This window comes from Ancylobacter sp., assembly GCF_965279025.1.
Classification (GTDB): domain Bacteria; phylum Pseudomonadota; class Alphaproteobacteria; order Rhizobiales; family Xanthobacteraceae; genus Ancylobacter.
This window is the reverse complement of record NZ_OZ257132.1, coordinates 4,424,331-4,444,952: the sequence shown is the minus strand read 5'-3', so window position 1 is coordinate 4,444,952 and position 20,622 is coordinate 4,424,331. Positions and strand designations below refer to the sequence as shown.

The following is a 20,622-nucleotide window of genomic DNA, read 5'->3' as shown; positions in this document are numbered from 1 at the left end:
GCGCTGCCGGCGCGGGGTCTTCGACCTTTGCCCGGAAGCAGATGCGCGCTGTCGCGGCGAGGGGCGGTCAGGCGTAGCGGTCGCTGGTGGAGGTGCCCGTCACCTCTGGCGAGGCGTCACCCTGGCTGGCCGCTGGATCCCACCTATCAGGTCTGGATCCCACCTATCAGGTAATGCTCGCGCCGTATTTCCACGCCGCGTCTCACCCCGATGTCCCGACAGCATGTCGAAGGGGCTGTCCTCGAAGCGAGCCGCCATGTCCGGTGACGGACTGGTGCCCTGTCGGCGCTGCGCCGTGCACCGAGCGCGGTCACGGCCCGACAGATGATTCCCACGCAGGCACCGGCCCAAACAAAAACCCCCGCGCGAAGGCGGGGGTTCTCTTAGGCGTTGGATCGGCCGGCGCCCTAGGCGCCGGTGGTTCAGTCGAAGCGGCCGGCGGCGTGGGCCAGCAGCGTGTAGACCTTGCCCGTATCGGAGGTGAGATAGGTCTTCGTCAGCTCCTGCCCGCGCTCGTCGCGCGAGACCTGCTCCAGCAGCCGCTCGAACTCGCCGATATAGCGGTCGACCGTGTCGCGGAACTCGACCTCGCGGCGGTACTTGCGACGGATTTCCTCGAAGGTCTGCTGGCCCTGCATGGTGTAGAGCCGGCGGGTGAAGACGTTCCGCTCGCCCTTCTTGTAGCGCTCCCACAAATCGACTGCGGCTTCGTGGTCTATCATCCGAGCGATGTCCACCGAGAGCGAGTCGAGCGACTCGATGGTGTGATGGACGGGCCTCTCCGGCTGCCCCTGGCGCGGGTCGAAATTGCGCGGGGGGAGCGGGGGAGCGCTGCGCGGCGCGGGGCCGACAGGGGCCGGGCCTTCGCCATCCGAGGCGCGTGCCAGGAGTTCGGACAGCCAGCCGCCCTTGTCCGGGCCGCTACGCTCCAGCGGCTGCGGGCCGATATTGGCTCGGCGTGGCGGCGTGGTCCCGCCGAGGCCGTTGACGCGAGGCGGCTCGAAATAAGACGGCGTCTCGGGACGGGCGGGCTCGGTGCGCGGCGCCGGCGGCTGAGCGCGGGAGATCGGCGCGCGGGAAGGCGCGGCGATCGGCGTGGCGGGAGCCGATGCGGATGGCGCGAGCGGGCCGGGAAGGCGCGTGCGCGGCCCGGCATCGACATCGAGCGTGCGGCCATGCCGCGAGACGATCTCGTTGAGTTCCGCCAGTGCCTTGATCTGCTCGGCAACGGTGCGACGCATCGCCGAAGCGTTGGCTTCCGTCTCTTCCGGCAGTTCGAGGATGCCGCGCTTGAGTTCCTCGCGGGTGGTCTCAAGCAGGCGCTGAATGTCGAGCACCGAAGCGCGCAGGGCCTGGGCGGCGCCCGAGAAGCCCTGGTTGGCCTGGCGCATCAGCGTGTCGACCTCGCGGACCGTCTGCTCATAGGTCTCGTGCAGCGAGGCAACCGTGCGCTCACGCTCGGCCTCGGTGGCCTCGCGTGCCTCCTGCTGCTGCCGCACCAGCGTATCGGTCGAAGCGCTGGCGGCAGAGAGGATGGACTTGGAGATGGCGGTCACGCGCTCCTCAGCGCGGCCGAAGGTGGTCTCCAGCGTGCTGGTGTAGGTCGAGAGACGCCCGTCGAGCTCGGCGGTACGCTCGGAGAGCTGCTCGGCAAGCGAGAGAAGTGCCTCGTGCCGGCCGCCAAGCGTATCGTCGAGATTCTCATGCGCGCTGCCCAGCGCGTTGGCCACGCTTGTGATGAGGCTGGCCTGCTCGCCGAAGGAGTGGCTGAGCCGGGCGACGTCCTTGAGCACGTCGGTGGAGACAGTGCGCAGGTCGCGGATCTGCTCGTCCATGCGGGAGGAGGCGAGGGTGCTCGCTTCCTCGACATTGGTGACCGTGGCGCGGAAATCCTCGAGGCGGCCGGTGATGGTCTTCTCGATGTCCGCGAGGCTGCCGACCGAGTTGGCGAGCACGTCCTGCAACTGGACATTGACGTCGCCGAGCCGCTCCAGCAGGCCGGTGACATCGCCCTGAAGCGCCTCGTTGGTCGCCGAGATCTCGGCGACGGCCGAGCGGCCGCTGGCGGCGATCGCCGCGATCAGGCCGCTGCCGCGACCTTCGAGAGACGCCGCGAATTCCTCGGCAAGCCGGGCGAATTCCTCGGAGGCGACGCTGGTCGCCTGGCGGGCGCTGTCGACGAACTGCGAACCGTGTCCGCCGAACTCCTCGATGAGGCGGGAGAATTCGTTTGAGGCGCCGCCGCTGGCTTCACGCACGCTTTCGACGAGCTGGGCACCGCGGCCGTCGAATTCGTCGACGAGGCGGGAGAACTCGCCGGAAGCGATCTCGGTGGCCTGACGGGCGCTCTCGACCAATTGCGCGCCGCGGCCGTCGAATTCGCTGAGAAGCGAATCGCCGGCGCGGGCGATTTCCTGGGTGACCTGGCCGCCGATCTGCTGCAGCGAGTTCGAGACCTCGCCGGTGATCTGCTGGAGCGAGTTGTTGACGTCGCTGCCGACCGACTGCAGCGAGGTGGTGACCTCGCCGCCGGCGGCCTGGAGCGAGGCGGCCACTTCGCCGGTGATCTGCTGCAGCGAGGAGACGACATCGCCGCTGATCTGCATCAGCTGATCGGCGCGGCCGGACGTCGCCGTCTCGAAGGCGGAGATGATGGCGTCGGAGCGCGTCTCAAGCGTGGTCAGCAATTCGTCGCTGGCGCGCATGATGTCCGACACCGCGCCGCTGCGGGTGGTGTCGAGCGCCGCGACGAGGCTCTCGCGATGGTCGTCGATGGCCGTCAGCAGCTCGGTGCTGGCGCGGGCGATCTCGCTGGTGATCGAGATGCTGCGATCTTCCAGCGCCGTAAGCAGGCCGTTGCCGCGCTCCTCGACGATGCGGGCGATCTCGTCCGTACGGGAATCGAACAGCGTGGTCACCTCGCCGGCGCGGTCGACCAGCGTGCGGCCGACATTGTCGACCAGGGAGGTGAGGCTGTTCTCGATTTCGCTGGCCTGGCTGCGGAGCTGGCCGGCGACCGCCCCGATGCGCTGCCCGAGCAGATCGGCCATGGCGGCGCCGCGAACCTCGACCGAGGTGGCGACATTGTCGATGCGGCTGACCACCGTCTCCTCGAAACGGCCGACACGGTCATCGAGCGAGGTGGCGATGTCCTGGGCGCGGGCGGCCAGGGTGCGGTCAGCCTGATCAATGTGCTGGGAGAGCTGGTCGGTGATGGCGCTGGCGCGCTCGTCGAAGAAGCCGCTGAGCATATCAAGCGAGCCGCTCATCGCCTCATTGGCCTGGCGGGTGCCCTCGGAGAGCGTCTGCGCGAATTCCACCGTGCGGCTGCTGAGGGTCTGGTTGAGGCCTTCCACGCCACGGTCGAGCACGCTTTCGATGTTGGCGATGCGCATGTCGAGCGCCGCCGCGACCTGTTCGGCCTTGCTGGAGACCTGGTTGTCGAAGCCGGACAGGTTGACGTCGATGGCGCGGGTCACGGCTTCGACGCGGTCCGAAATACGCTGGACCATGTCGCCGCCATGGGTGTGCAGCACGGTGTCGAAGTCGCGCAGGCCGTCGACGATCTGGCGGCCGAGGGTCGAGGTGTCGGAGGAAATGCGCTCGGCGATCTCGCCGCCGCGCACGCTCACCAGATCCTCGATGTTGCGGAACTGCTGCTCCAGATGGTCGCGCATGTTGTCGCTGCGCGTGGTGAGGTCAGAGGCGAGATAGTCGGCGGCCTCGCGGAACTGGTCGGTCACGCGGGCACCGTTGTCGGCGAGGGTCTGCGCCGCCTCGGCGCCGACATGGGCCAGCTGCTGGGTCAGCGCCTGGCCGCGATAGTCGATGTCCTGCGAGACGCGGCTCGCGGCCTCGGCAAGAGCGTCGTGGATGCCGGTGCCGGCCTGCGAGAGCTGATGCACCACACGCTGCCCGGTCTCGCCCAGCAGCCGCTCCAGCTCGGCGCCACGCACGGCGACGGCGTCATAGATGCGGTTGCCGGTATCGGCGATCCGGTCGGCGAGGTCGTCGCCGCGCACGGTGATGGTGTCGGCGACGCGGTTGCCGGTCTCCTCCAGCTTGCGGACGACTTCGCCGCCGCGCACCGAGAGGTCGAGCACCAGCGCGTCGCCGGTGCTCTTAAGAGTGTGGTTGACCTCGTTGGCGCGGATGGCGATCTCATCAGCGAGGCGGGTGCCGGTGCTGACCAGCGCGTCGGTGATCTCGTCGGAGCGGCTGGAGAGCGTGCTGGTGAGCTTGAGGGTGGTGGCGGCCAGCTTGTCGCCCATTTCCTCCGTGCGCAGGTTCACCACGTGCGAAAGCTCGGACGCGGTGCGCAGCAGACGGTCGCCGATCTCGTCGGTGCGGTTGGCCAGCGTGTCGGTGAGGTTTTCGGTAACGCCGGAGAGCTGGCGGCTGATCTCGTCGGTGCGGTTGGCCAGCGTGTCGGTGAGGTTCTCGGTGACGCCGGAAAGCTGGCGGCTGATCGCCTCGGTACGCGCGGCGAGCGTCTCGGTGAGATTCTCGGCGACGCCGGTGAGGCGGAGGCCGATTTCGTCGGAGCGGGCGGTGAGGGTTTTCGACAGGCTGTCGGTGGCACCGGAAAGCTGGCGGCTCATGTCGTCGGTGCGGGTCGCCAGCGTATCGGTGAGGTGGGTAGTGACGCCGGCGAGGCGGGTGCTGATCTCGTCGCTTTGCGCCGCGAGCGTGGAGATGAGGTGCTCGCTGGCGTCCGACAGGTTGGTGTTGACCTCCGAGCCGGTCGCCTGCAGGCGGTCGATGAGGTCGCCGCCCTTGTCGGACAGCGCCTCGATGATGGTGTCGCCGACCCGGCCGAGGGCCAGGGTGATGTGCTCGCCACGGTCGGACAGCGTGTTGGCCACCCGGTCGGCGGCCAGCATCACCGTGTCGTTGATGCGCTCGCTGACGGTGCCGACTTCCTCGACGAAGGCGTAGTGCGACGAGGCGATGGTTTCGCGGATGTGCTCGGTCTGCGTCAGGATGGCGTCGCGTTCGAGCTGCAGGCGCTCGACCAGCTGGTGCATGCGGCGGTTATTGTCGTCATAGGCCTGGGCCAGGGCGGCGACTTCGCCGCGCACGAAGGCTTCCGCCTCGCTGGCGCGGGTGACGGACTGCTCCAGCCCGGCATATTGGGCGAGCGTCTCTTCCGAGACACCGGCCGGCATCGCGATGGGCGGCAGGCTGATGGCGGTCGCGGCGGGAGCGATCGCGGGGGCCGGAGTCCGGGCGGGCTCGGCCAGGCGGATGGCGACCTGGGCCATGGAATAGGCGACGATCCGCATCTCCTGCATGCGCCGCACCATGGCGGCGAGCACGAAGAAGAAGATCGGCGGAACGATGGTCGCCGCCACGCCGGCCAGGAAGCCGGGGGCGTTCACCATCGAGGTCAGCGTGCCGGAAATCCCGCCGAACTGCGTGTAGAGCAGGGCGCCGCCGGCCCCGAGCCACGCAAGCGAGGCGACAGCGGCCAGAATATAGGGCGCGGAGGAGGGGCGGCGCTGCAGCGAGGACAGAAGCTGGCCGATGCTCTCGCGGTCGTCATTGGCGGCGCGACGTCCCTGCGAGGTGGAGCGTGCGGCGTCGGCAGGCTCGCTCTCGGTACGGGCTTCGCCGCGCGGCAGGGCCGCCGCCGCACCGGCAAGCGCGGCGCCGGCGGCAACGGCCGGAGCGACCGATGCCAGCTGAGGCGCCTCGCCATTGGCGTCGAAATCGAAATTGGGCTCGTTGGCGCGATCGAAATCGCCGGTATCGGCGAGATCCTCGTGGGAAAACGCAAATTCGTCCTCGCCGAGCGACGAGGCTTCGAACTCCTGCGGCGCCGGGGTGTCGCCGAACAGGTCGATATCGTCGAGGAAGCTGGACGAACTGGCTTCGTCCTCCGATCCGCCGCGCGTCTCGATGCGTGGGCCTTCCGGCTCGCGGGCAGGGGGAAGCTCGAAGTCGTCATGCGCCTGCGACGGGTGGGACCCGTCATCGGACGCAAGGTCGAGACTCAGCGCCTCTTCAATGGCCGACAAGGCGGCCTCTGCGGGGTCCTGCTGAATCTTCTTCGTATTCGTCGACATCGGCGCCTGCCTCCGGTCCGTACGCTACTCCGACCGGCTTGCGCCGTCGGGCCGGGGTTCTGCGGAGTTGTGGTATTCCCGTCATCTGCAGAAGTTCCGCACTTGACGAGAGGAATTCCAGTCCCCCGCACCTTTATCTTACGCTCTTGACCATCAGAAATGGAACGGGGGTTAACAAGGCGATTTCAGTTATCGTTAACGGCCTGTTCACCACGTTCCGAAACCTCTGATTCACGCTCGCCGAAAAAAGCCCCTTCGGCAAGGCGGGCAAACGAATCGCACGGACTCCGTCCAATCTCAACGAGGGCGCGTGACCGACTGGCATTCGCCGGCTCCGACAGCTATCTAGGGCGGGCTTTCCTGTAGTCATTCGAAAATCGCTGAAGCGCTGCCCCATGCCCAAAATCACCTTCATCGACACCGCCGGCACAGAGCGCACCGTGGAAGCCGCGATCGGCGCCACCGTGATGGAGGCGGCGATCCGCAACGGCGTCCCGGGAATCGACGCTGAATGCGGCGGCGCCTGTGCCTGTGCGACGTGTCACGTCTATGTGGACGAAGCGTGGCAGGCGGCCACGGGCGAGCCGGGGCCGATGGAGGAGGACATGCTCGACTTCGCCTCCGACGTGCGGCCTACCTCGCGGCTTTCCTGCCAGATCAAGGTCACGGACGCGCTGGACGGGTTGGTGGTACGCACGCCTGAAAATCAGGGCTGAGGCTCTGCCGGCGGCGCCTTAAGGCTGTCCCGGGCGCTCTCCTTCGCCTCGTCGCGGCTGATAAGGCCTGCGGCGACATCCTTGAGCGCCGGCGCCGGCAGGGCGGCGAAGGGCAGCGGGCGCGTCACCTCGATCGCCGCGATGCCGAGCCGGGCGGTGAGCAGGCCGTTGACCACGCCTTCCCCCAGTCTGGCGGACAGCTTCGCCGCGATGCCGTGGCCGACCACCTGCTGGATCAGCGAATCACCCGCCGCCATGCCGCCGGTGACGGCAAGATGCGCAACGACCTGCCGGAACAGCCGCAGCATGCCGAGCGCGCCGGGCCGGCCGCCATAGAGCAGCGCGAGCTGGCGCACCAGACCCACCGCCGTCAGCAGCACGAAAATGAGGTCCACCGCCGCGCGCGGCGAGACGGCGGTGACGACCGAGACGCGCTTGGCAGCATTCGAGACCAGACGGGTGGCTTCGGCATCGAGCGGGGCCATCAGCTGGCGCTCCGTCAGCCGGATGAGGTCGGCACCGTCGATGATCGCCCCGAGATGGCCGGAGAGTTCGGTGCGGGCGCGGAACAGGCGTGGCGAGGCGGCGGCGAGGACCAGCAGCTCCGACGTCACCGATTCGGCGAGGCGCCGGTCGTCCTTCGCCAGCGCTTCCGCAGCCTGCTCCCGCAGATGGTTCAGAGTGCGCAGCCGCATCAGCCCGAACGCCTCGCGCCCGATGATGGCGAAGGTAGCGAGCAGCAGCGCCGCCGCGAAGCCGAGCCCGACATAGCCGAGCCAGTCGGCGCGGGCGAACAGGTCCTCGATCAGCTTGGTCACCGCGAGGCCGATGCCGAGGCTGACGAGGCCGCCGAGCCCGGTCCAGAACAGCTTGCCCCAGCGCGACGTCTTCGCCGGCGGCAGGGGGAGCGGGGCGACCTCCTGCACGATTTCCACCGGTCCGGGGGTCACGACGACGGCGCCGCGCGGGGCGGCGCGGCCCTCTTCGCCGAGGACGACGCCGGGGTCGTCCAGCCGGAAAGCCTGCGGGCGGCGCGGGATTCGGTCGCTCATGGTGCGTTCAGCCGGTTCTATTTCAATCTGTCGCCGAGGAGGAATTCCAGCGCGCGATCGAGCCGTATGTGCGGCAGCGGGAGTGCGAGCCCCTCCGCATTGCGCTCCACCGGCGGCGGCCGGAAGCGCAGGAAGCGGAAATCGCCGCCCGCCGCGTCGGACAGGCCGTTGAAGCCGAGGGCGGGGTCGAACAGGGCCGACGGGCTTTCCGGCAGATCGCCGGGAAAGACCGCCGCCTCCGCCAGCCCGTCAAAGTCATCGGCACCGTGCTGGCCGGCCTCCGGCACGCCGACAATCGCCGGCAGATGCGCGCGCCCGCGCTTCACCATCGCCTCGCGGGTCGCCCGCACCGCGGCGATCGCCACCACGTCGATGTCGGCACCCGCGCCCTCTGCCCGCGCCAGCGCACGCTCGACCAGGCGGCGCAGGATCGCCTCCAGCGGATCATGGCTCGTGTGGTGGAGGTGGTCGGCCTTGGTCGCGGCGAACAGTACCTTGCCGATGCGGTGGCGGAACAGCGAGGACAGCCACGAATTCCGGCCGATGCGGAAGGCGGTGAGAATGCCGTCCAGCGCCGATTCGAGATCGGCGAGCGCCGCCGGGCCGGCATTGAGGGCGGACAGCACGTCGATCAGCACGATCTGCCGGTCGAGCCGGGCGAAGTGGTCGCGGAAGAACGGGCGGACGATTCGCTCCTTATACGCCTCGAAGCGGCGCTCCATCATGGCGTGGAGCGAGCCGGCGCCGGCCTCGGCGCCTTCCGCGAGGTCGAGCGGCGCGAAGGTGAGGGCGGGCGAGCCTTCGAGATCGCCGGGCATGAGGAAGCGGCCGGGCGGCAGCAGGCTCATCGACACCGTTTCGGCGCGGCAGGCGGCGAGATAATCGGTGAACAGCGCGGCAAGCCTGCGCGCGTCGCTCTCCTCGGCGGCGGCGCCAGGGTCCACCGCCTCCAGAGCGGCAAGGAAGGGGGCGGCGAGGGGCCGCCGGGCCGGGGCGCGGGCGAGCGCCAGGCTGTTGGCGGAGAATTGGGCGAAGGACTGGTCGAGCAGCGGCAGGTCGAGCAGCCACTCGCCGGGATAGTCGACAATGTCGAGCGTGAGGGTGCGCCGGCCGCCGCGCGCCGGGGCGTAGTCGATGGCGAGCCGCAATTCGCTGATGCGCCGGGTCGATTCGGGCCAGCGACGCTCATCCACCAGGGTCGCCAGATGCCCCTCATAGTCGAAGCGCGGCACGCCATCGTCGGGCTGCGGCTCCAGCCGGGCGGTGGCGATGCGCCCTTCATGCATGGCGCGGAACACCGGCAACCGTCCGCCGCGCACCAGAGAGTGGATGAGCGCGGTGGTGAAAACCGTCTTGCCCGCACGGGAAAGGCCGGTGATGCCGAGGCGGAGGGTCGGGCTCGTCAGGTCTTCGGCGCGGTCGATGAGGGTCTGCGCGGTGAGGCGCGCCTCGTCGAGCAGCCATTCGAAGCGGGAGGGCACGGCTACTCCTTGTCCTTCTGCACGCCGGTCTCTTTCTGGACGCCCAGCGCACGCGGGGTGACGAAGCGCTCCAGCGTGCCGATGCCGGGCGCAAGGTCTTCCCAGCGCGCCACCGGTACGTCGATCACCGCCAGCGCGCCGGTCGGGAATTTCGGCAGCACCTTGGCGCGCGGTGCGCGTTTCAGCAGCAGGGTGGTGAAATCCTCCATGCCGGGATTGTGCCCGACCAGCATGAGGGGAGACGCGTGGTCCTGGGCCTGCACCAGCCGCGTCAGGCCGGCGGCGGGCGCCTCGTAGATGCCGCGCTCATAGGCGGGGAGCGGGTGAGGCGGCCAGGCCCTGGTGACGATCTCCCATGTCTCGATGGTGCGCCGGGCCGGCGAGACCAGAGCCCGCACGGGCAGAAGCGCCTCCTGCGCCATATAGGTGCCGATGGCGGCGGCGGCGCGCTCGCCGCGTCCGGCGAGCGGCCGGTCGATATCGGCGACGCCGTCCGGCCAGGCGGACTTGGCGTGACGAAGCAGGATGAGGCGCAGCATGACGTCCGTCTTAACCAAAAGGGAAGGGGCGCAGCGTCCATATAGGCATGCCCGCGCCCGGTGCGAGCACCCCGGCTGACAAAGGGGCAAATGATTGACGCGCGTTAAGTGACTTTTCGGCAACCACAACCGTGCCAAGCTGCTGTAATGAAGGCAGGGTACGTTTCACAGGATGTTTGCAATGCGGTCAGTCGGCTTCGCTAGTGTAGTGGTTGTCGCGGGGACGATCGGTCTCTCGGCCTCGATGGCCCAGGCCGCCGACATGGCCTATAAGGGTGATCCCACCTACGCCAAGGCGGAAGCCACGGATCGCCAGTGGACGCTGACCCTCGGCGGCTATGTGATGGCGGAGCCCGTCTGGGCGGGTTCGGACGATTACCAGTTCGGCTTCAAGCCGATCATCAGCATCACCCGCGCCGACCAGCTCAGCCGCTTCACCAGCTTCAACGACAACCCCAACCTCGCGCTGTTCGACAATGGCGTGTTCGAGGTCGGTATCGTCGGCAAGCTGGACTGGAAGCGCGATGCCTCCAGTTCCAACGCTCTGCGCGGCATGTCGAACATCGACTATGCCTTCGAGGTCGGCGGCTACGCCCAGTGGTTCCCGGCCGAGTGGCTGCGCCTGCGCGGCGAACTGCGCTACGGCTTCGGCGGCTTTGATGGCGTCGTGGCGGACCTCGCGGTCGACGCGATCCATTTCAGCCCGGAACTGTGGGGCGTCACGCTGTCGGCCGGTCCGCGCATGACGCTGGCGAGCTCGGGCTATATCGACACCTATTATGGCATCTCGCCGGCCGAGGCCGCCTTCGCCCAGGCCCTCGGCAACCCGCTGACGCCCTACCAGGCCGGCGGCGGCATCTATTCGGTCGGCTTCGGCGGCCAAGTGGTCAAGCGGTTCACCGAAAACATCACCGGCTCGGTGTTCGCCGAATACAAATATCTGATGGACGACGCCGCGGACAGCCCGCTCGTTGTGCAGAACGGCGACCGCAACCAGTTCCAGGCCGGCGTCTCGCTCTCCTACACCTTCTTCCTCGGTTTCGAATAGTTTCGCGGGTTCGCGCGCCGGCACTGCAGCCGGCGCCGTCGCGGCTTTTCCATCGCTCCCACGCAAATTTTCACGATGCCTTGTTTCGGCGCGCAAGCTGCTGAAAAATCCGGCATTTCGTGTCGTTCCCATGACGCTGTGAGGTGTTGTGCGGGCGCGAACGTGGCGATATAAGCTGCGCCCGATAGGGGTGCCCCCGGAAAACGAGGACGAAGGCCGATGTCGGTTGAGATCGACCAAGAGTACCGTCCCCGCGAGGACGAGCCTTTCATGAACGAGCGGCAGCGGGAGTATTTCCGCCTGAAGCTGCTGCAGTGGAAGGACGACATCCTGCGCGAGGCGAAAGAGACGCTGCAGCACCTTCAGGACGAAAACCAGAATCACCCTGACATCGCCGACCGGGCGTCTTCGGAGACGGATCGCGCGATCGAACTCAGGGCGCGCGACCGCCAGCGCAAGCTGATCGCCAAGATCGACGCCGCGCTCGACCGAATCGACGATGGTTCCTACGGCTATTGCGAAGAGACGGGCGAGCCCATCTCGCTCAAGCGCCTGGAAGCCCGGCCGATCGCCACGCTGTCGATCGAGGCGCAGGAGCGCCATGAGCGCCGCGAGCGCGTGTATCGCGACGACTAGGACGCTGTATCGCGGCTGATTTCCGGCGCAGAGGCAGGAACATACAAAAGGGCGGCCCGGATGACGGGCCGCCCTTTTCGTTATTGGTCGATCGGGCCGTCGTCAGGGACGGCGCGAACGGCCCAGCAGGCTGGCCATCTCTTCCTCGAAGGGGTCACCCGGCTCCGCGCTGGCCGATGGGCGCTCCTCGGTGATGTCGATCTCCGGCGCGCGGGCTTCGGGGGCGCGAATGCTCGGCGCGAACAGGTCGATGGCGCGAATTTCCGGCGCCGGGGTCTCGGCGATGCGGGTTTCAGTCGGGCGTGGCTCCGGCCGGATGTCCAGCACCGGCAGGTCTGCCGCCCGCATGTCCGGACGATCGGTCTCCCGGATGGGCGCGCGCGAGGCCGGCGCGACGGCGGCGGGCCCGGCAGCGGGAAGGATGGATGCCGGCGCCGATACGACCGGAGCGGCAACGGGTGGGACGGGCATGATGGGCGCAGCGGGCGCGACCCGGGGCTCGTCGGCCGCCCAGCCTTCCCCGCCACGGAGCGGGGTCGCAGCTGGCCGCTCAACCGGCCGCTCGAAGCTCTGGGGGGCGGCCGGCACCGGGCGGCGTGCCGGGTCGCTTTCGGGCGTCGTCGGGCGGCGCAGGGTTTCTTCCAGCTGGTCCGCCATGTCGGCGAAGAGCGGGTCGACCTTCACGCTCACCCGCGCGCCGGTGTCCGGCGTCATGGGAGCCTCGATTACCGGCTCGGCCCTATGCGCCACCGCGGGTGGGGTGGGCGCGGGCCGCACCGGCGACTCGGGCTCGGCCGGGCGGGCCTCGGCCGAACGACGGGTCGGGAAGGGGCCGGCCGCCCCGGGCGCAATCGGCATCGGCTCCACGGTGAGATCGCGCGCGGGGCCACGGGAGTAGGTGGTCGGCCGGGGATCGACTGGCACGCGCGCTTCCGACGGCAGAGGGATGGGACGCGCCGGCCGGGGCGGGACGGCGGGAGCGGGCGGAACGAGGTCGCGGGCGCTGCGCATCGGCTCCCGGGGAGGCTCGGCCGCGCGGAAGCTGTCCGGGGCGGGCGCGGGCGCCGCCGGGCGGGGCGCTTCGGGCACGCGGGGCGGTTCCACCGCGTGGGCCATGGCGGGCGAATGCTGGGCATCGCGGGCGCGCACGTCGCCGATGCCGCTTTCCACCAGAAAATCGCTGCCGCCGCCGAGAACGACGAGATGCTGGACATCGTCGCGCTGGATCAGCACGAGGCGGCGGTGCTCGTCGATCTGCACCTGGTCGACGACCGCCAGCCGGTGCCCGGCAACAAGCCCGTGGCTGCGATGGCGCCGCGCCCGGCGGCCGAGCCAGACGACGATGCCCGCCAGCACGATGAGACCAAGAAACACCAGGATCGGCACGGCCAACGATCCGAAATCGGACAGGACATCCATCATGAGCCATCTCTCCCGAAACGCCGGCCGGTTTACGCGAGGCCGATTACAGTGTGCCTTTGTGTCGTGTAAGGGCGCGGCGGGCAAGTCCTGCCCCGATTTGGCGCCGGTGACGGTATGGGGTGCCGGCATGCCCAGCTGGCACCGGGACCCCTGGCGTGGATGCCGGCGGCGGATAAGCCGAATCGGGCCTTGCCCCGGGGGGGCGGGTCGGGCACCAAGAAGGACAGGTTGAATCGCCTCGCTGAGCTGCGTCGGCGGCGGTAGCGGAAGGCTTCTGGCTTGAACATGGCGGACGGCGGACGCGACGATCCCACCATCGACCGGACCGAGATGGGCGGAAGCATCCGGCTGGTGCTGCTGGTCGCGCTGGCGCTCGTGGGCGCGGTCGTCTCGCTGCTGCTGCTGGGGCGTGATCGGGCCGACCCTTGGATCATCGGCCTGCTGACCGTTCTGGCCGTCATCGGGGTCTTCGCGCTGTTTGCCTATGCGGCCGGCCTGCTGCGCTTCGGCGCGCCCGACCAGCGCGACGAACTCGCCCGCCGGATCGTCGACAGCGCTCCGGAGGGGGTAAGCATCGTCGACACGCTGGGGCGGGTGCTCTACGCCAATCCCCGCTATTGCGACATAACCGGCGCCGCGACGCCGCAGGAGGCGCGGCCGGTGGAGCGCCTGTTCACCAGCGATCCCGACGCCTCGGAGGCGGTGTACCGCCTGGCGCAAGGGGTGCGCGAGGGGCGGGCCGCCATCGAGGAGGTGCGCCTCGCGGGCCCCGGCCAGCCGGTGCGCTGGCTCCGCCTCGGCGCCCGGCCGGCGATTCTGTCCAGCAAGGGCGTGCGCACCACCGTGTGGACGGTGAGTGACCTGACGCGCGAACGCGAGCGTCAGGAAAGCGCCTTTCTGGAACTGCAGCACGCCATCGACTATCTCGACCACGCGCCCGCCGGGTTCTTCTCGGCCGCCGGCGGCGCCATCCACTACATCAACGCCACGCTGGTCGACTGGCTGGGCTACGATCTCGCGGAATTCGGCCCGGGCGGCCTGACGGTGGGCGACATCGTGCCGGGCGCGGCGGCGGCGCTGCTCACCGGCATGGCGCCGCTGCCCGGCGGCGTGCGCACCGAGGTGCTCGACCTCGACCTGAAGCGCAAGAACGGCCAGAAGCTGCCGGTGCGCATCTGGCACCGCGTCGCCTTCGCCTCGGACGGTACGCCGGGCGCCTCCCGCACGCTCGTCGTCAACCGCTCGCGCGAGGACAATGCCGCCGACCCGGCCCGCGCGGCCGAGGTGCGGTTTGCCCGCTTCTTCCACAATTCACCAATCGCTATCGCCGAGGCCGACGCGGAAGGCCGGGTGGTGCGCGCCAATGCGATGTTCGCCCGGCTGTTCGGCGGCCATGAGAACGAGCGGCGGCGCCTTGTCGACATCGTGCCGGAGGCCGCCCGCAACCCGCTGCAGCTGGCGCTGGCGGCGGCGGTGCACGGGCAGGCGCCTGCGGCGCCGGTGGACATCGTGCTGGAACGCGAGGGCGGGCGCTCGGCGCGGTTCTATTTCGCCTCGGTCGAGGACGGCGTTGCCGCGCGCGAAGCGGCGATCGTCTATGTCATCGAGACCACCGAGCAGCGGGCGCTGGAAGCGCAGTTCGCGCAGTCGCAGAAGATGCAGGCGGTGGGCCAGCTCGCCGGCGGCGTGGCGCATGATTTCAACAATGTGCTGACCGCCATCATCGGCTATTCCGACCTATTGCTGGCCAATGCCCGCCCGACCGATCCGTCCTTCCAGGACGTGATGCAGATCAAGCAGAACGCCAACCGCGCGGCGGGGCTGGTGCGCCAGCTTCTCGCCTTCTCGCGCCGCCAGACGCTGCGCCCGCAGGTGCTGCGGCTGGGCGACGTGATGAGCGACCTCACCATGCTGCTGCGCCGGCTGCTGGGCGAGACCGTCAAGCTCGAGGTCAAGGAAGAGCGCGACCTGTGGCCGGTGAAGGCGGACCTCAACCAGTTCGAGCAGGTGATCGTCAATCTCGCCGTGAACGCACGCGACGCCATGCCGGCGGGCGGCACGCTCTCCATCCGCACCGCCAATGTGAACGCGGCGCAGAGCGCGGCCTATGCCGAGGCCGGGCTGCCGGAGGCGGACCACGTGCTGGTGGAGGTGGCCGATACCGGCACCGGCATTCCGCCCGATATCCTCGACAAGATCTTCGAGCCGTTCTTCTCTACCAAGGAGGTGGGCAAGGGCACCGGGCTGGGGCTTTCCACCGTCTACGGCATCGTCAAGCAGACCGGCGGCACGCTGCAGGTGGACAGCGAGATGGGGCAGGGCTCGGTGTTCCGGGTGTTCCTGCCGCGCCATGTGCCTGATGCGGCGGAGCTGGCGCCGCGCGCGCCGGAGCCGGAGGTGCCGGCCAAGGCCACCGATCTCACCGGCCGCGGCACGCTGCTGCTGGTCGAGGACGAGGAGGCGGTACGCGCCTTCGCCGCACGCGCGCTGATCTCGCGCGGTTACCAGGTGCTGGAGGCCGGCTCCGGTGTCGAGGCGCTGGAGGTCATGGCCGAGCACCCCGGCGAGGTCGACCTGATCCTCTCCGACGTGGTGATGCCGGAAATGGACGGCCCGACCCTGTTGAAGGAGTTGCGCCCGACCCATCCCGACATCAAGGTGATATTCATGTCGGGTTATGCCGAGGAGGCCTTCGCCAAGAACCTGCCGGAGGGCGCGGATTTCGGCTTCCTGCCGAAGCCTTTCACGCTCAAGCAGCTGATCGAGGCGGTGAAGGCGAGCATGGGCCGGAGCGAACAGGACCGCAGCCCGCGCGGCGGTGGCGAGCCTGGCCGCAGTGAGTAATGTCCCGCACGGGGACCGTCTGGAGGACAAGATGACCGCAGCGACCGAGGACGTCTTCAAGGCTCTTGCCGCCGACCACGCGTCGCGCGCCGACGAGAAGGTGGCGAGCCTGTTCGCCGCCGACAGCGCGCGCTTCGGCCATTTCTCCGCCTCCTTCGAGGACATGCTGCTCGACTTTTCCAAATGCTCGCTCACCGCGAACACGCTCGCTTTGCTGCTGGACCTCACCCGCGCGGCGGGCGTCGAGGCCAAGCGCGCGGCGATGTTCGAGGGCCAGCACATCAACCTCACCGAGGACCGCGCCGTGCTGCACACGGCACTGCGCGACCCCGGCGACACCCCGCTGACCGTCGACGGACAGGATGTGCGGGCGGATGTCGCCACCGTGCTTGCCGCCATGGCGACCTTCGCCGAGGGCATCCGCTCCGGCGCGCTGAAGGGCTGGACCGGCAAGCCGATCACCGATGTGGTGAATATCGGCATCGGCGGTTCGGATCTCGGTCCTGTCATGGCGACCATCGCCCTCACGCCCTATCACGACGGCCCGCGCGCCCATTACGTCTCCAATGTCGACGGCGCGCATCTCTACGACACGGTGAAGGACCTCGATCCGGCCTCCACCTTGTTCATCGTGGCGTCCAAGACCTTCACCACCCAGGAGACGATGTCGAACGCCGCCAGCGCGCGGCACTGGATCGTCGAGGCGCTGGGCGAGGCGGCGGTGGCGAACCACTTCGCCGCGGTTTCCACCGCGCTGGACAAGGTCGCCGCTTTCGGCATCGCGCCGGACCGGGTGTTCGGCTTCTGGGACTGGGTCGGCGGGCGCTATTCCGTGTGGTCGGCCATCGGCCTGCCGGTCATGATCGCGGTGGGCGAGGCGCATTTCCGCCGCTTCCTCGCCGGCGGCCACGCGATGGACGCGCATTTCCGCACCGCGCCGCTGGAAAAGAGCCTGCCGGTGCTGCTCGCTCTCGTCGGCATCTGGCATCGCGACGTGTGCGGCTACGCCACCCGTGCGGTCATTCCCTATGACCAGCATCTGGCGCGGCTGCCGGCCTATCTCCAGCAGCTCGACATGGAGAGCAACGGCAAGCACGTGACGCTCGACGGCAAGACGGTGGCGCATGACACCGGGCCGGTGGTGTGGGGTGAGCCCGGCACCAACGGGCAGCACGCCTTTTTCCAGCTCATCCACCAAGGCACCAGCCCGATCCCGGTCGAGTTCCTCATCGCCGCCCGGGGCCATGCGGAAGAGAAGGAGCCCGGCCTGAAGCGCCAGCACGCCATGCTGATCGCCAATTGCCTCGCCCAGTCCGAGGCGCTGATGCGCGGGCGCACGCTGGAGGAGGCCAAGGCGCAGTTGCTGGCCGCCGGCCGCGACGAGGTTACCGCCGACAGGATCGCCCCGCACCGCGTCTTCACCGGCAGCCGGCCCTCGGTGACCATCGCCTATGAGACGCTCGACCCCTATACGCTCGGGCGCATCATCGCGCTGTACGAGCACCGGGTGTTCGTCGAAGGGGCGATCTGGAACATCAACAGCTTCGACCAGTGGGGCGTGGAGCTCGGCAAGGAGCTGGCCAACACGCTGCTTCCGGCGGTGGAAAGCGGTGTCGCCCCGGAATCGCTCTCGACCTCGGCGGCCGGGCTCCTACATCATCTCGTGAAGAAATAGTCCCACGCCGTCATCGCCGGCCGCAGCGCCGCCTCGAGCGGGGCCTGCGCCCGCCCGTGGCGATCCACGAAGTTCGAGGGGAAACATGATCCGCGTCGTCGCCACCACGCCGTTCGAGGGCCAGAAGCCGGGAACGTCCGGCCTGCGCAAGAAGGTCACGGTCTTCCAGCAGCCGCATTACGTCGCGAATTTCGTCCAGGCCCTGTTCGACAGCCTGGAGGCCTTCGAGGGCGAAACCCTCGTGATCGGCGGCGATGGGCGCTTCTACAATCGCGAGGCGATCCAGACGGTGCTCAAGATGGCTGCCGCCGCCGGCTTCGGCCGGGTGCTGGTCGGCAAGGGCGGCATCCTCTCGACGCCGGCCGCCTCCTGCGTCATCCGCAAGCATGAGGCGTTCGGCGGCATCATTCTCTCCGCAAGCCACAATCCCGGTGGCGCGGACGGCGATTTCGGTATCAAGTACAATATCGGCAATGGTGGGCCGGCGCCCGAGCATGTGACCGACGCGATCTTCGAGCGGACCAGGACGATCCGCGAATACCGCATCATGGATGCCGACGACATCGATCTCGACGCGCTCGGCATCAGTCGGATCGGCGACATGGTGGTCGATGTCATCGACCCGGTGGAAGACTATGCCGAGCTGATGGGCGCGCTGTTCGACTTCGACGCGATCCGCGATCTGTTCGCCTCCGGCTTCACCATGCGCTTCGACGCGATGAGCGCGGTGACCGGCCCCTATGCCGCGGCGATTCTGGAGGAGACGCTGGGCGCGGCGCCCGGCACGGTGATGAATGGCGCGCCGCTGCCGGATTTCGGCGGCCACCATCCCGATCCGAACCTCGTCCACGCCAAGGAACTGAACGACCTGTTGATGTCGGAGGATGGCCCCGACATCGGCGCCGCCTCCGATGGCGACGGCGACCGCAACATGATCATCGGCCGCGGGCGCTTCGTCACGCCGTCGGATTCGCTGGCGATCATCGCCGCCAACGCCAAGCTGGCGCCGGGCTACAAGGCGGGGATCACCGGCATCGCCCGCTCCATGCCGACCAGCGGCGCGGCCGACCGGGTGGCGGAGAAGCTCGGCGTTCCGTGCTTCGAGACCCCGACGGGATGGAAGTTCTTCGGCAATCTGCTCGATGCCGGGCTCGCCACGGTGTGCGGCGAGGAGAGCTTCGGCACCGGCTCGAATCATGTGCGCGAGAAGGACGGGCTCTGGGCCGTGCTGATGTGGCTCAACATCGTCGCCGTTCGCCGCCAGAGCGTGGCGGAGATCGTCGCCGAGCACTGGAAGACCTACGGGCGCAACTACTACACCCGGCACGATTATGAAGAGGTCGACAGCGCCGCCGCCGATGCGCTGGTCGCGGAGCTGCGCGCGCGGCTCGCCGACCTGCCGGGCGCCGTCCTCAGCGGGCTGACCGTGGAGAAGGCGGACGACTTCGCCTATCACGACCCGGTCGACGGCTCCGTGACGTCGAAGCAGGGAATCCGCGTGTTCTTCACCGATGGCTCCCGCATCGTCTATCGCCTGTCCGGCACCGGCACGGCGGGAGCGACCCTGCGCATTTATCTCGAACGCTATGAGCCCGATCCTGCCCGCCACGACCTCGATACGCAGGAGGCGCTGGCGGACCTCATCGCGATCGCCCGCACCCTTCCCGATATCGAGGGCCGCACCGGCCGGGCCGAGCCGACCGTCATTACCTGAGCGTCGGGCGCGCCTTGCCGGCGCCGGGCCCCGGATCGGGGCCTGGCAACCGGCCGCGCACCGTGGCCTTTAGCGCAACGAGCCGGTCCCACCGGCGCCTTCAGCGCAACGAGCCGGTCCAGAGCAGCTCGAGGCGCAGCAGCACGCCATGGGCGATGCAGAGCTCATGCGCCTCGGCGTCGTCATTGCCGCTCTGCCGGCTGTCATGCATCGATCGGATGCCTTCGCACAGGGCGTGCGCCTTTTCGGTGAGGCGCAGGCGTGCGGAACGGCGGTCGCGCTGCGAAGCCGTGCGATGCACATAGCCGGCGTCGACCAATTGCTTGAGATTGTAGGAGGCGTTGGAACCGAGATAGTGGCCGCGTTCAAGGAGATCCCGAACCGATAGCTCGTCATTGCCAATGGTGAACAGCACCATCACCTGGGACGGGCTGATGTCGTCGGTGCCCAGACGGGCCAGTTCGACCCGCAGCAGGTCCAGGAACCGACGCTGCGTCCGCTCGATGAGCCGCGCGATCTCCAGATGGGTGATCGGCGTCTCGATCCCCGACGAATCGGTGAAGGTCGACACGTAGGAGGCCCGTTCCCCCTCGGGGAGCCCATCCAGCGGAATACCGTTGGCGGTGTGGTTTGCCATTGACCCCATTCCTGCCCTTTCCATCCCAATAACGACACCCACAGCCAATCCGACGGCGCCCGATTCTGCTGTGGCATGTCCTCGCCAGAACGGGTTGTGACGCTATGGCAGGAGAATATTGAGAAAATTAGGCAATGGCCAATGGATTTATGAGAAACGTACGTCCCTCCACGTAAAAGGCATGGCCAAGTGCTTCTTAGTTAAGAAGAAGCATGCCGGCCATGCCGGGATATTTAAAGGGCGTGCCGCCGGACGAGGTCAGCGCGGATCTTCGAGGTGGGATTCGAGAAACCACAACGCCTTATCGAGAGAACGCGAGGCGGCGGTGAAGATATCCGCCGTGGTCGGATCGCCGGCGTCGTCGGATTCGTTGATCGCCTTGCGCACGCTGTTGGCGACCACGCCGAATCGTTCGACCAGCGCCTTGAGGTGGTCCGGAATCGCGTAGATGTCGGTGGGATAGGGCGCCAGCGTGGTGCCCTCGGCTACGGTCTGGGTGGTGCCCAGGGCGGTGCCGCCCAGCTGCACGACGCGCTCGGCCATGGTGTCGGTGTGGCCGTCCATCTCGGCGCGGAAGCCGTCGAGCATCTCATGCACCGCGATGAACTGCGGTCCCTTCAGGTTCCAGTGCGCCTGCTTGATCGCCAGCGACAGATCGAGGCCCGAGGCGAGATTGGCGTTGAGCAGCTCGATGGCGACCTTCTTGGCGTTGGAGGGCACGTCATTGGCAGTCTTGTGGGCGGGCATGGCAGGTCCTCTTCCTGTGACGGCCCAGCATTAGGCCTTCCGG

13 protein-coding genes are annotated in these 20,622 nt (G+C 68.5%); 6 read left to right on the top strand and 7 right to left on the bottom strand.

Translation table 11 applies throughout. The features are described from left to right. Nucleotides 1-422: 422 nt before the first annotated feature. The gene (locus ACQY76_RS20715; protein WP_428030565.1) at nucleotides 423-6,068 is read right to left on the bottom strand and encodes an apolipoprotein acyltransferase; all 5,646 of its coding nucleotides are present in this window, start codon (nucleotides 6,066-6,068) and stop codon (nucleotides 423-425) included. Between the two features lie 395 nt (nucleotides 6,069-6,463). Here ACQY76_RS20715 and ACQY76_RS20710 point away from each other — a divergent pair, with 395 nt between their 5' ends. Then, nucleotides 6,464-6,784, top strand: a complete 321-nt coding sequence (locus ACQY76_RS20710; protein WP_428030564.1) for a 2Fe-2S iron-sulfur cluster-binding protein — start codon at nucleotides 6,464-6,466, stop codon at nucleotides 6,782-6,784. Here ACQY76_RS20710 and ACQY76_RS20705 read toward each other — a convergent pair. Genes ACQY76_RS20705 through ACQY76_RS20695 form a run of 3 tightly spaced genes read right to left on the bottom strand, consistent with a single transcriptional unit; the run spans nucleotide 6,775 to nucleotide 9,856 of the window. After that, nucleotides 6,775-7,836 carry a YcjF family protein gene (locus ACQY76_RS20705; RefSeq protein ID WP_428030563.1) on the bottom strand — a complete coding sequence of 354 codons (1,062 nt, stop codon included), beginning with the start codon at nucleotides 7,834-7,836 and terminating at the stop codon, nucleotides 6,775-6,777. The genes ACQY76_RS20710 and ACQY76_RS20705 overlap by 10 nt on opposite strands. Nucleotides 7,837-7,853: 17 nt before the next feature. Beyond that, nucleotides 7,854-9,317, bottom strand: coding sequence for a YcjX family protein (locus ACQY76_RS20700; RefSeq protein WP_428030562.1), 1,464 nt, complete (start codon nucleotides 9,315-9,317; stop codon nucleotides 7,854-7,856). A 2-nt stretch (nucleotides 9,318-9,319) separates the two neighbouring features. Then, nucleotides 9,320-9,856 carry a SixA phosphatase family protein gene (locus ACQY76_RS20695; protein ID WP_428030561.1) on the bottom strand — a complete coding sequence of 179 codons (537 nt, stop codon included), beginning with the start codon at nucleotides 9,854-9,856 and terminating at the stop codon, nucleotides 9,320-9,322. Nucleotides 9,857-10,037: 181 nt separating this feature from the next. Here ACQY76_RS20695 and ACQY76_RS20690 point away from each other — a divergent pair, with 181 nt between their 5' ends. Next, a complete protein-coding gene (locus ACQY76_RS20690) occupies nucleotides 10,038-10,904 on the top strand; it encodes a MipA/OmpV family protein (protein ID WP_428030560.1) in 867 nt (288 codons plus the stop codon). Between the two features lie 219 nt (nucleotides 10,905-11,123). Next, on the top strand, nucleotides 11,124-11,540 hold the full coding sequence (gene dksA, locus ACQY76_RS20685) for an RNA polymerase-binding protein DksA (RefSeq protein ID WP_213371956.1): 417 nt from the start codon (nucleotides 11,124-11,126) through the stop codon (nucleotides 11,538-11,540). Between the two features lie 102 nt (nucleotides 11,541-11,642). Here dksA and ACQY76_RS20680 read toward each other — a convergent pair whose 3' ends face one another. Next, nucleotides 11,643-12,962: a hypothetical protein gene (locus tag ACQY76_RS20680; RefSeq protein WP_428030559.1), complete on the bottom strand. Its 1,320-nt coding sequence runs from the start codon at nucleotides 12,960-12,962 to the stop codon at nucleotides 11,643-11,645. 285 nt (nucleotides 12,963-13,247) lie between these two features. Here ACQY76_RS20680 and cckA point away from each other — a divergent pair, with 285 nt between their 5' ends. The 3 genes from cckA (at nucleotide 13,248) to ACQY76_RS20665 (ending at nucleotide 19,195) form a co-directional block, all read left to right on the top strand. After that, complete coding sequence (gene cckA / locus ACQY76_RS20675) at nucleotides 13,248-15,806, top strand: cell cycle histidine kinase CckA (RefSeq protein ID WP_428033074.1); 2,559 nt, start codon at nucleotides 13,248-13,250, stop codon at nucleotides 15,804-15,806. Between the two features lie 31 nt (nucleotides 15,807-15,837). After that, nucleotides 15,838-17,481 (top strand): glucose-6-phosphate isomerase, encoded by a 1,644-nt coding sequence (gene pgi / locus ACQY76_RS20670; RefSeq protein ID WP_428030558.1) that lies wholly within the window; start codon nucleotides 15,838-15,840, stop codon nucleotides 17,479-17,481. Nucleotides 17,482-17,566: 85 nt separating this feature from the next. Continuing rightward, a complete protein-coding gene (locus tag ACQY76_RS20665) occupies nucleotides 17,567-19,195 on the top strand; it encodes an alpha-D-glucose phosphate-specific phosphoglucomutase (RefSeq protein ID WP_428030557.1) in 1,629 nt (542 codons plus the stop codon). A gap of 100 nt (nucleotides 19,196-19,295) precedes the next feature. Here the strand turns inward: ACQY76_RS20665 and ACQY76_RS20660 are convergent, their stop codons facing one another. Continuing rightward, nucleotides 19,296-19,832 (bottom strand): MarR family transcriptional regulator, encoded by a 537-nt coding sequence (locus tag ACQY76_RS20660; RefSeq protein ID WP_428030556.1) that lies wholly within the window; start codon nucleotides 19,830-19,832, stop codon nucleotides 19,296-19,298. Between the two features lie 258 nt (nucleotides 19,833-20,090). Beyond that, nucleotides 20,091-20,579 (bottom strand): DNA starvation/stationary phase protection protein Dps, encoded by a 489-nt coding sequence (gene dps, locus ACQY76_RS20655; protein ID WP_428030555.1) that lies wholly within the window; start codon nucleotides 20,577-20,579, stop codon nucleotides 20,091-20,093. Nucleotides 20,580-20,622 lie beyond the last annotated feature (43 nt).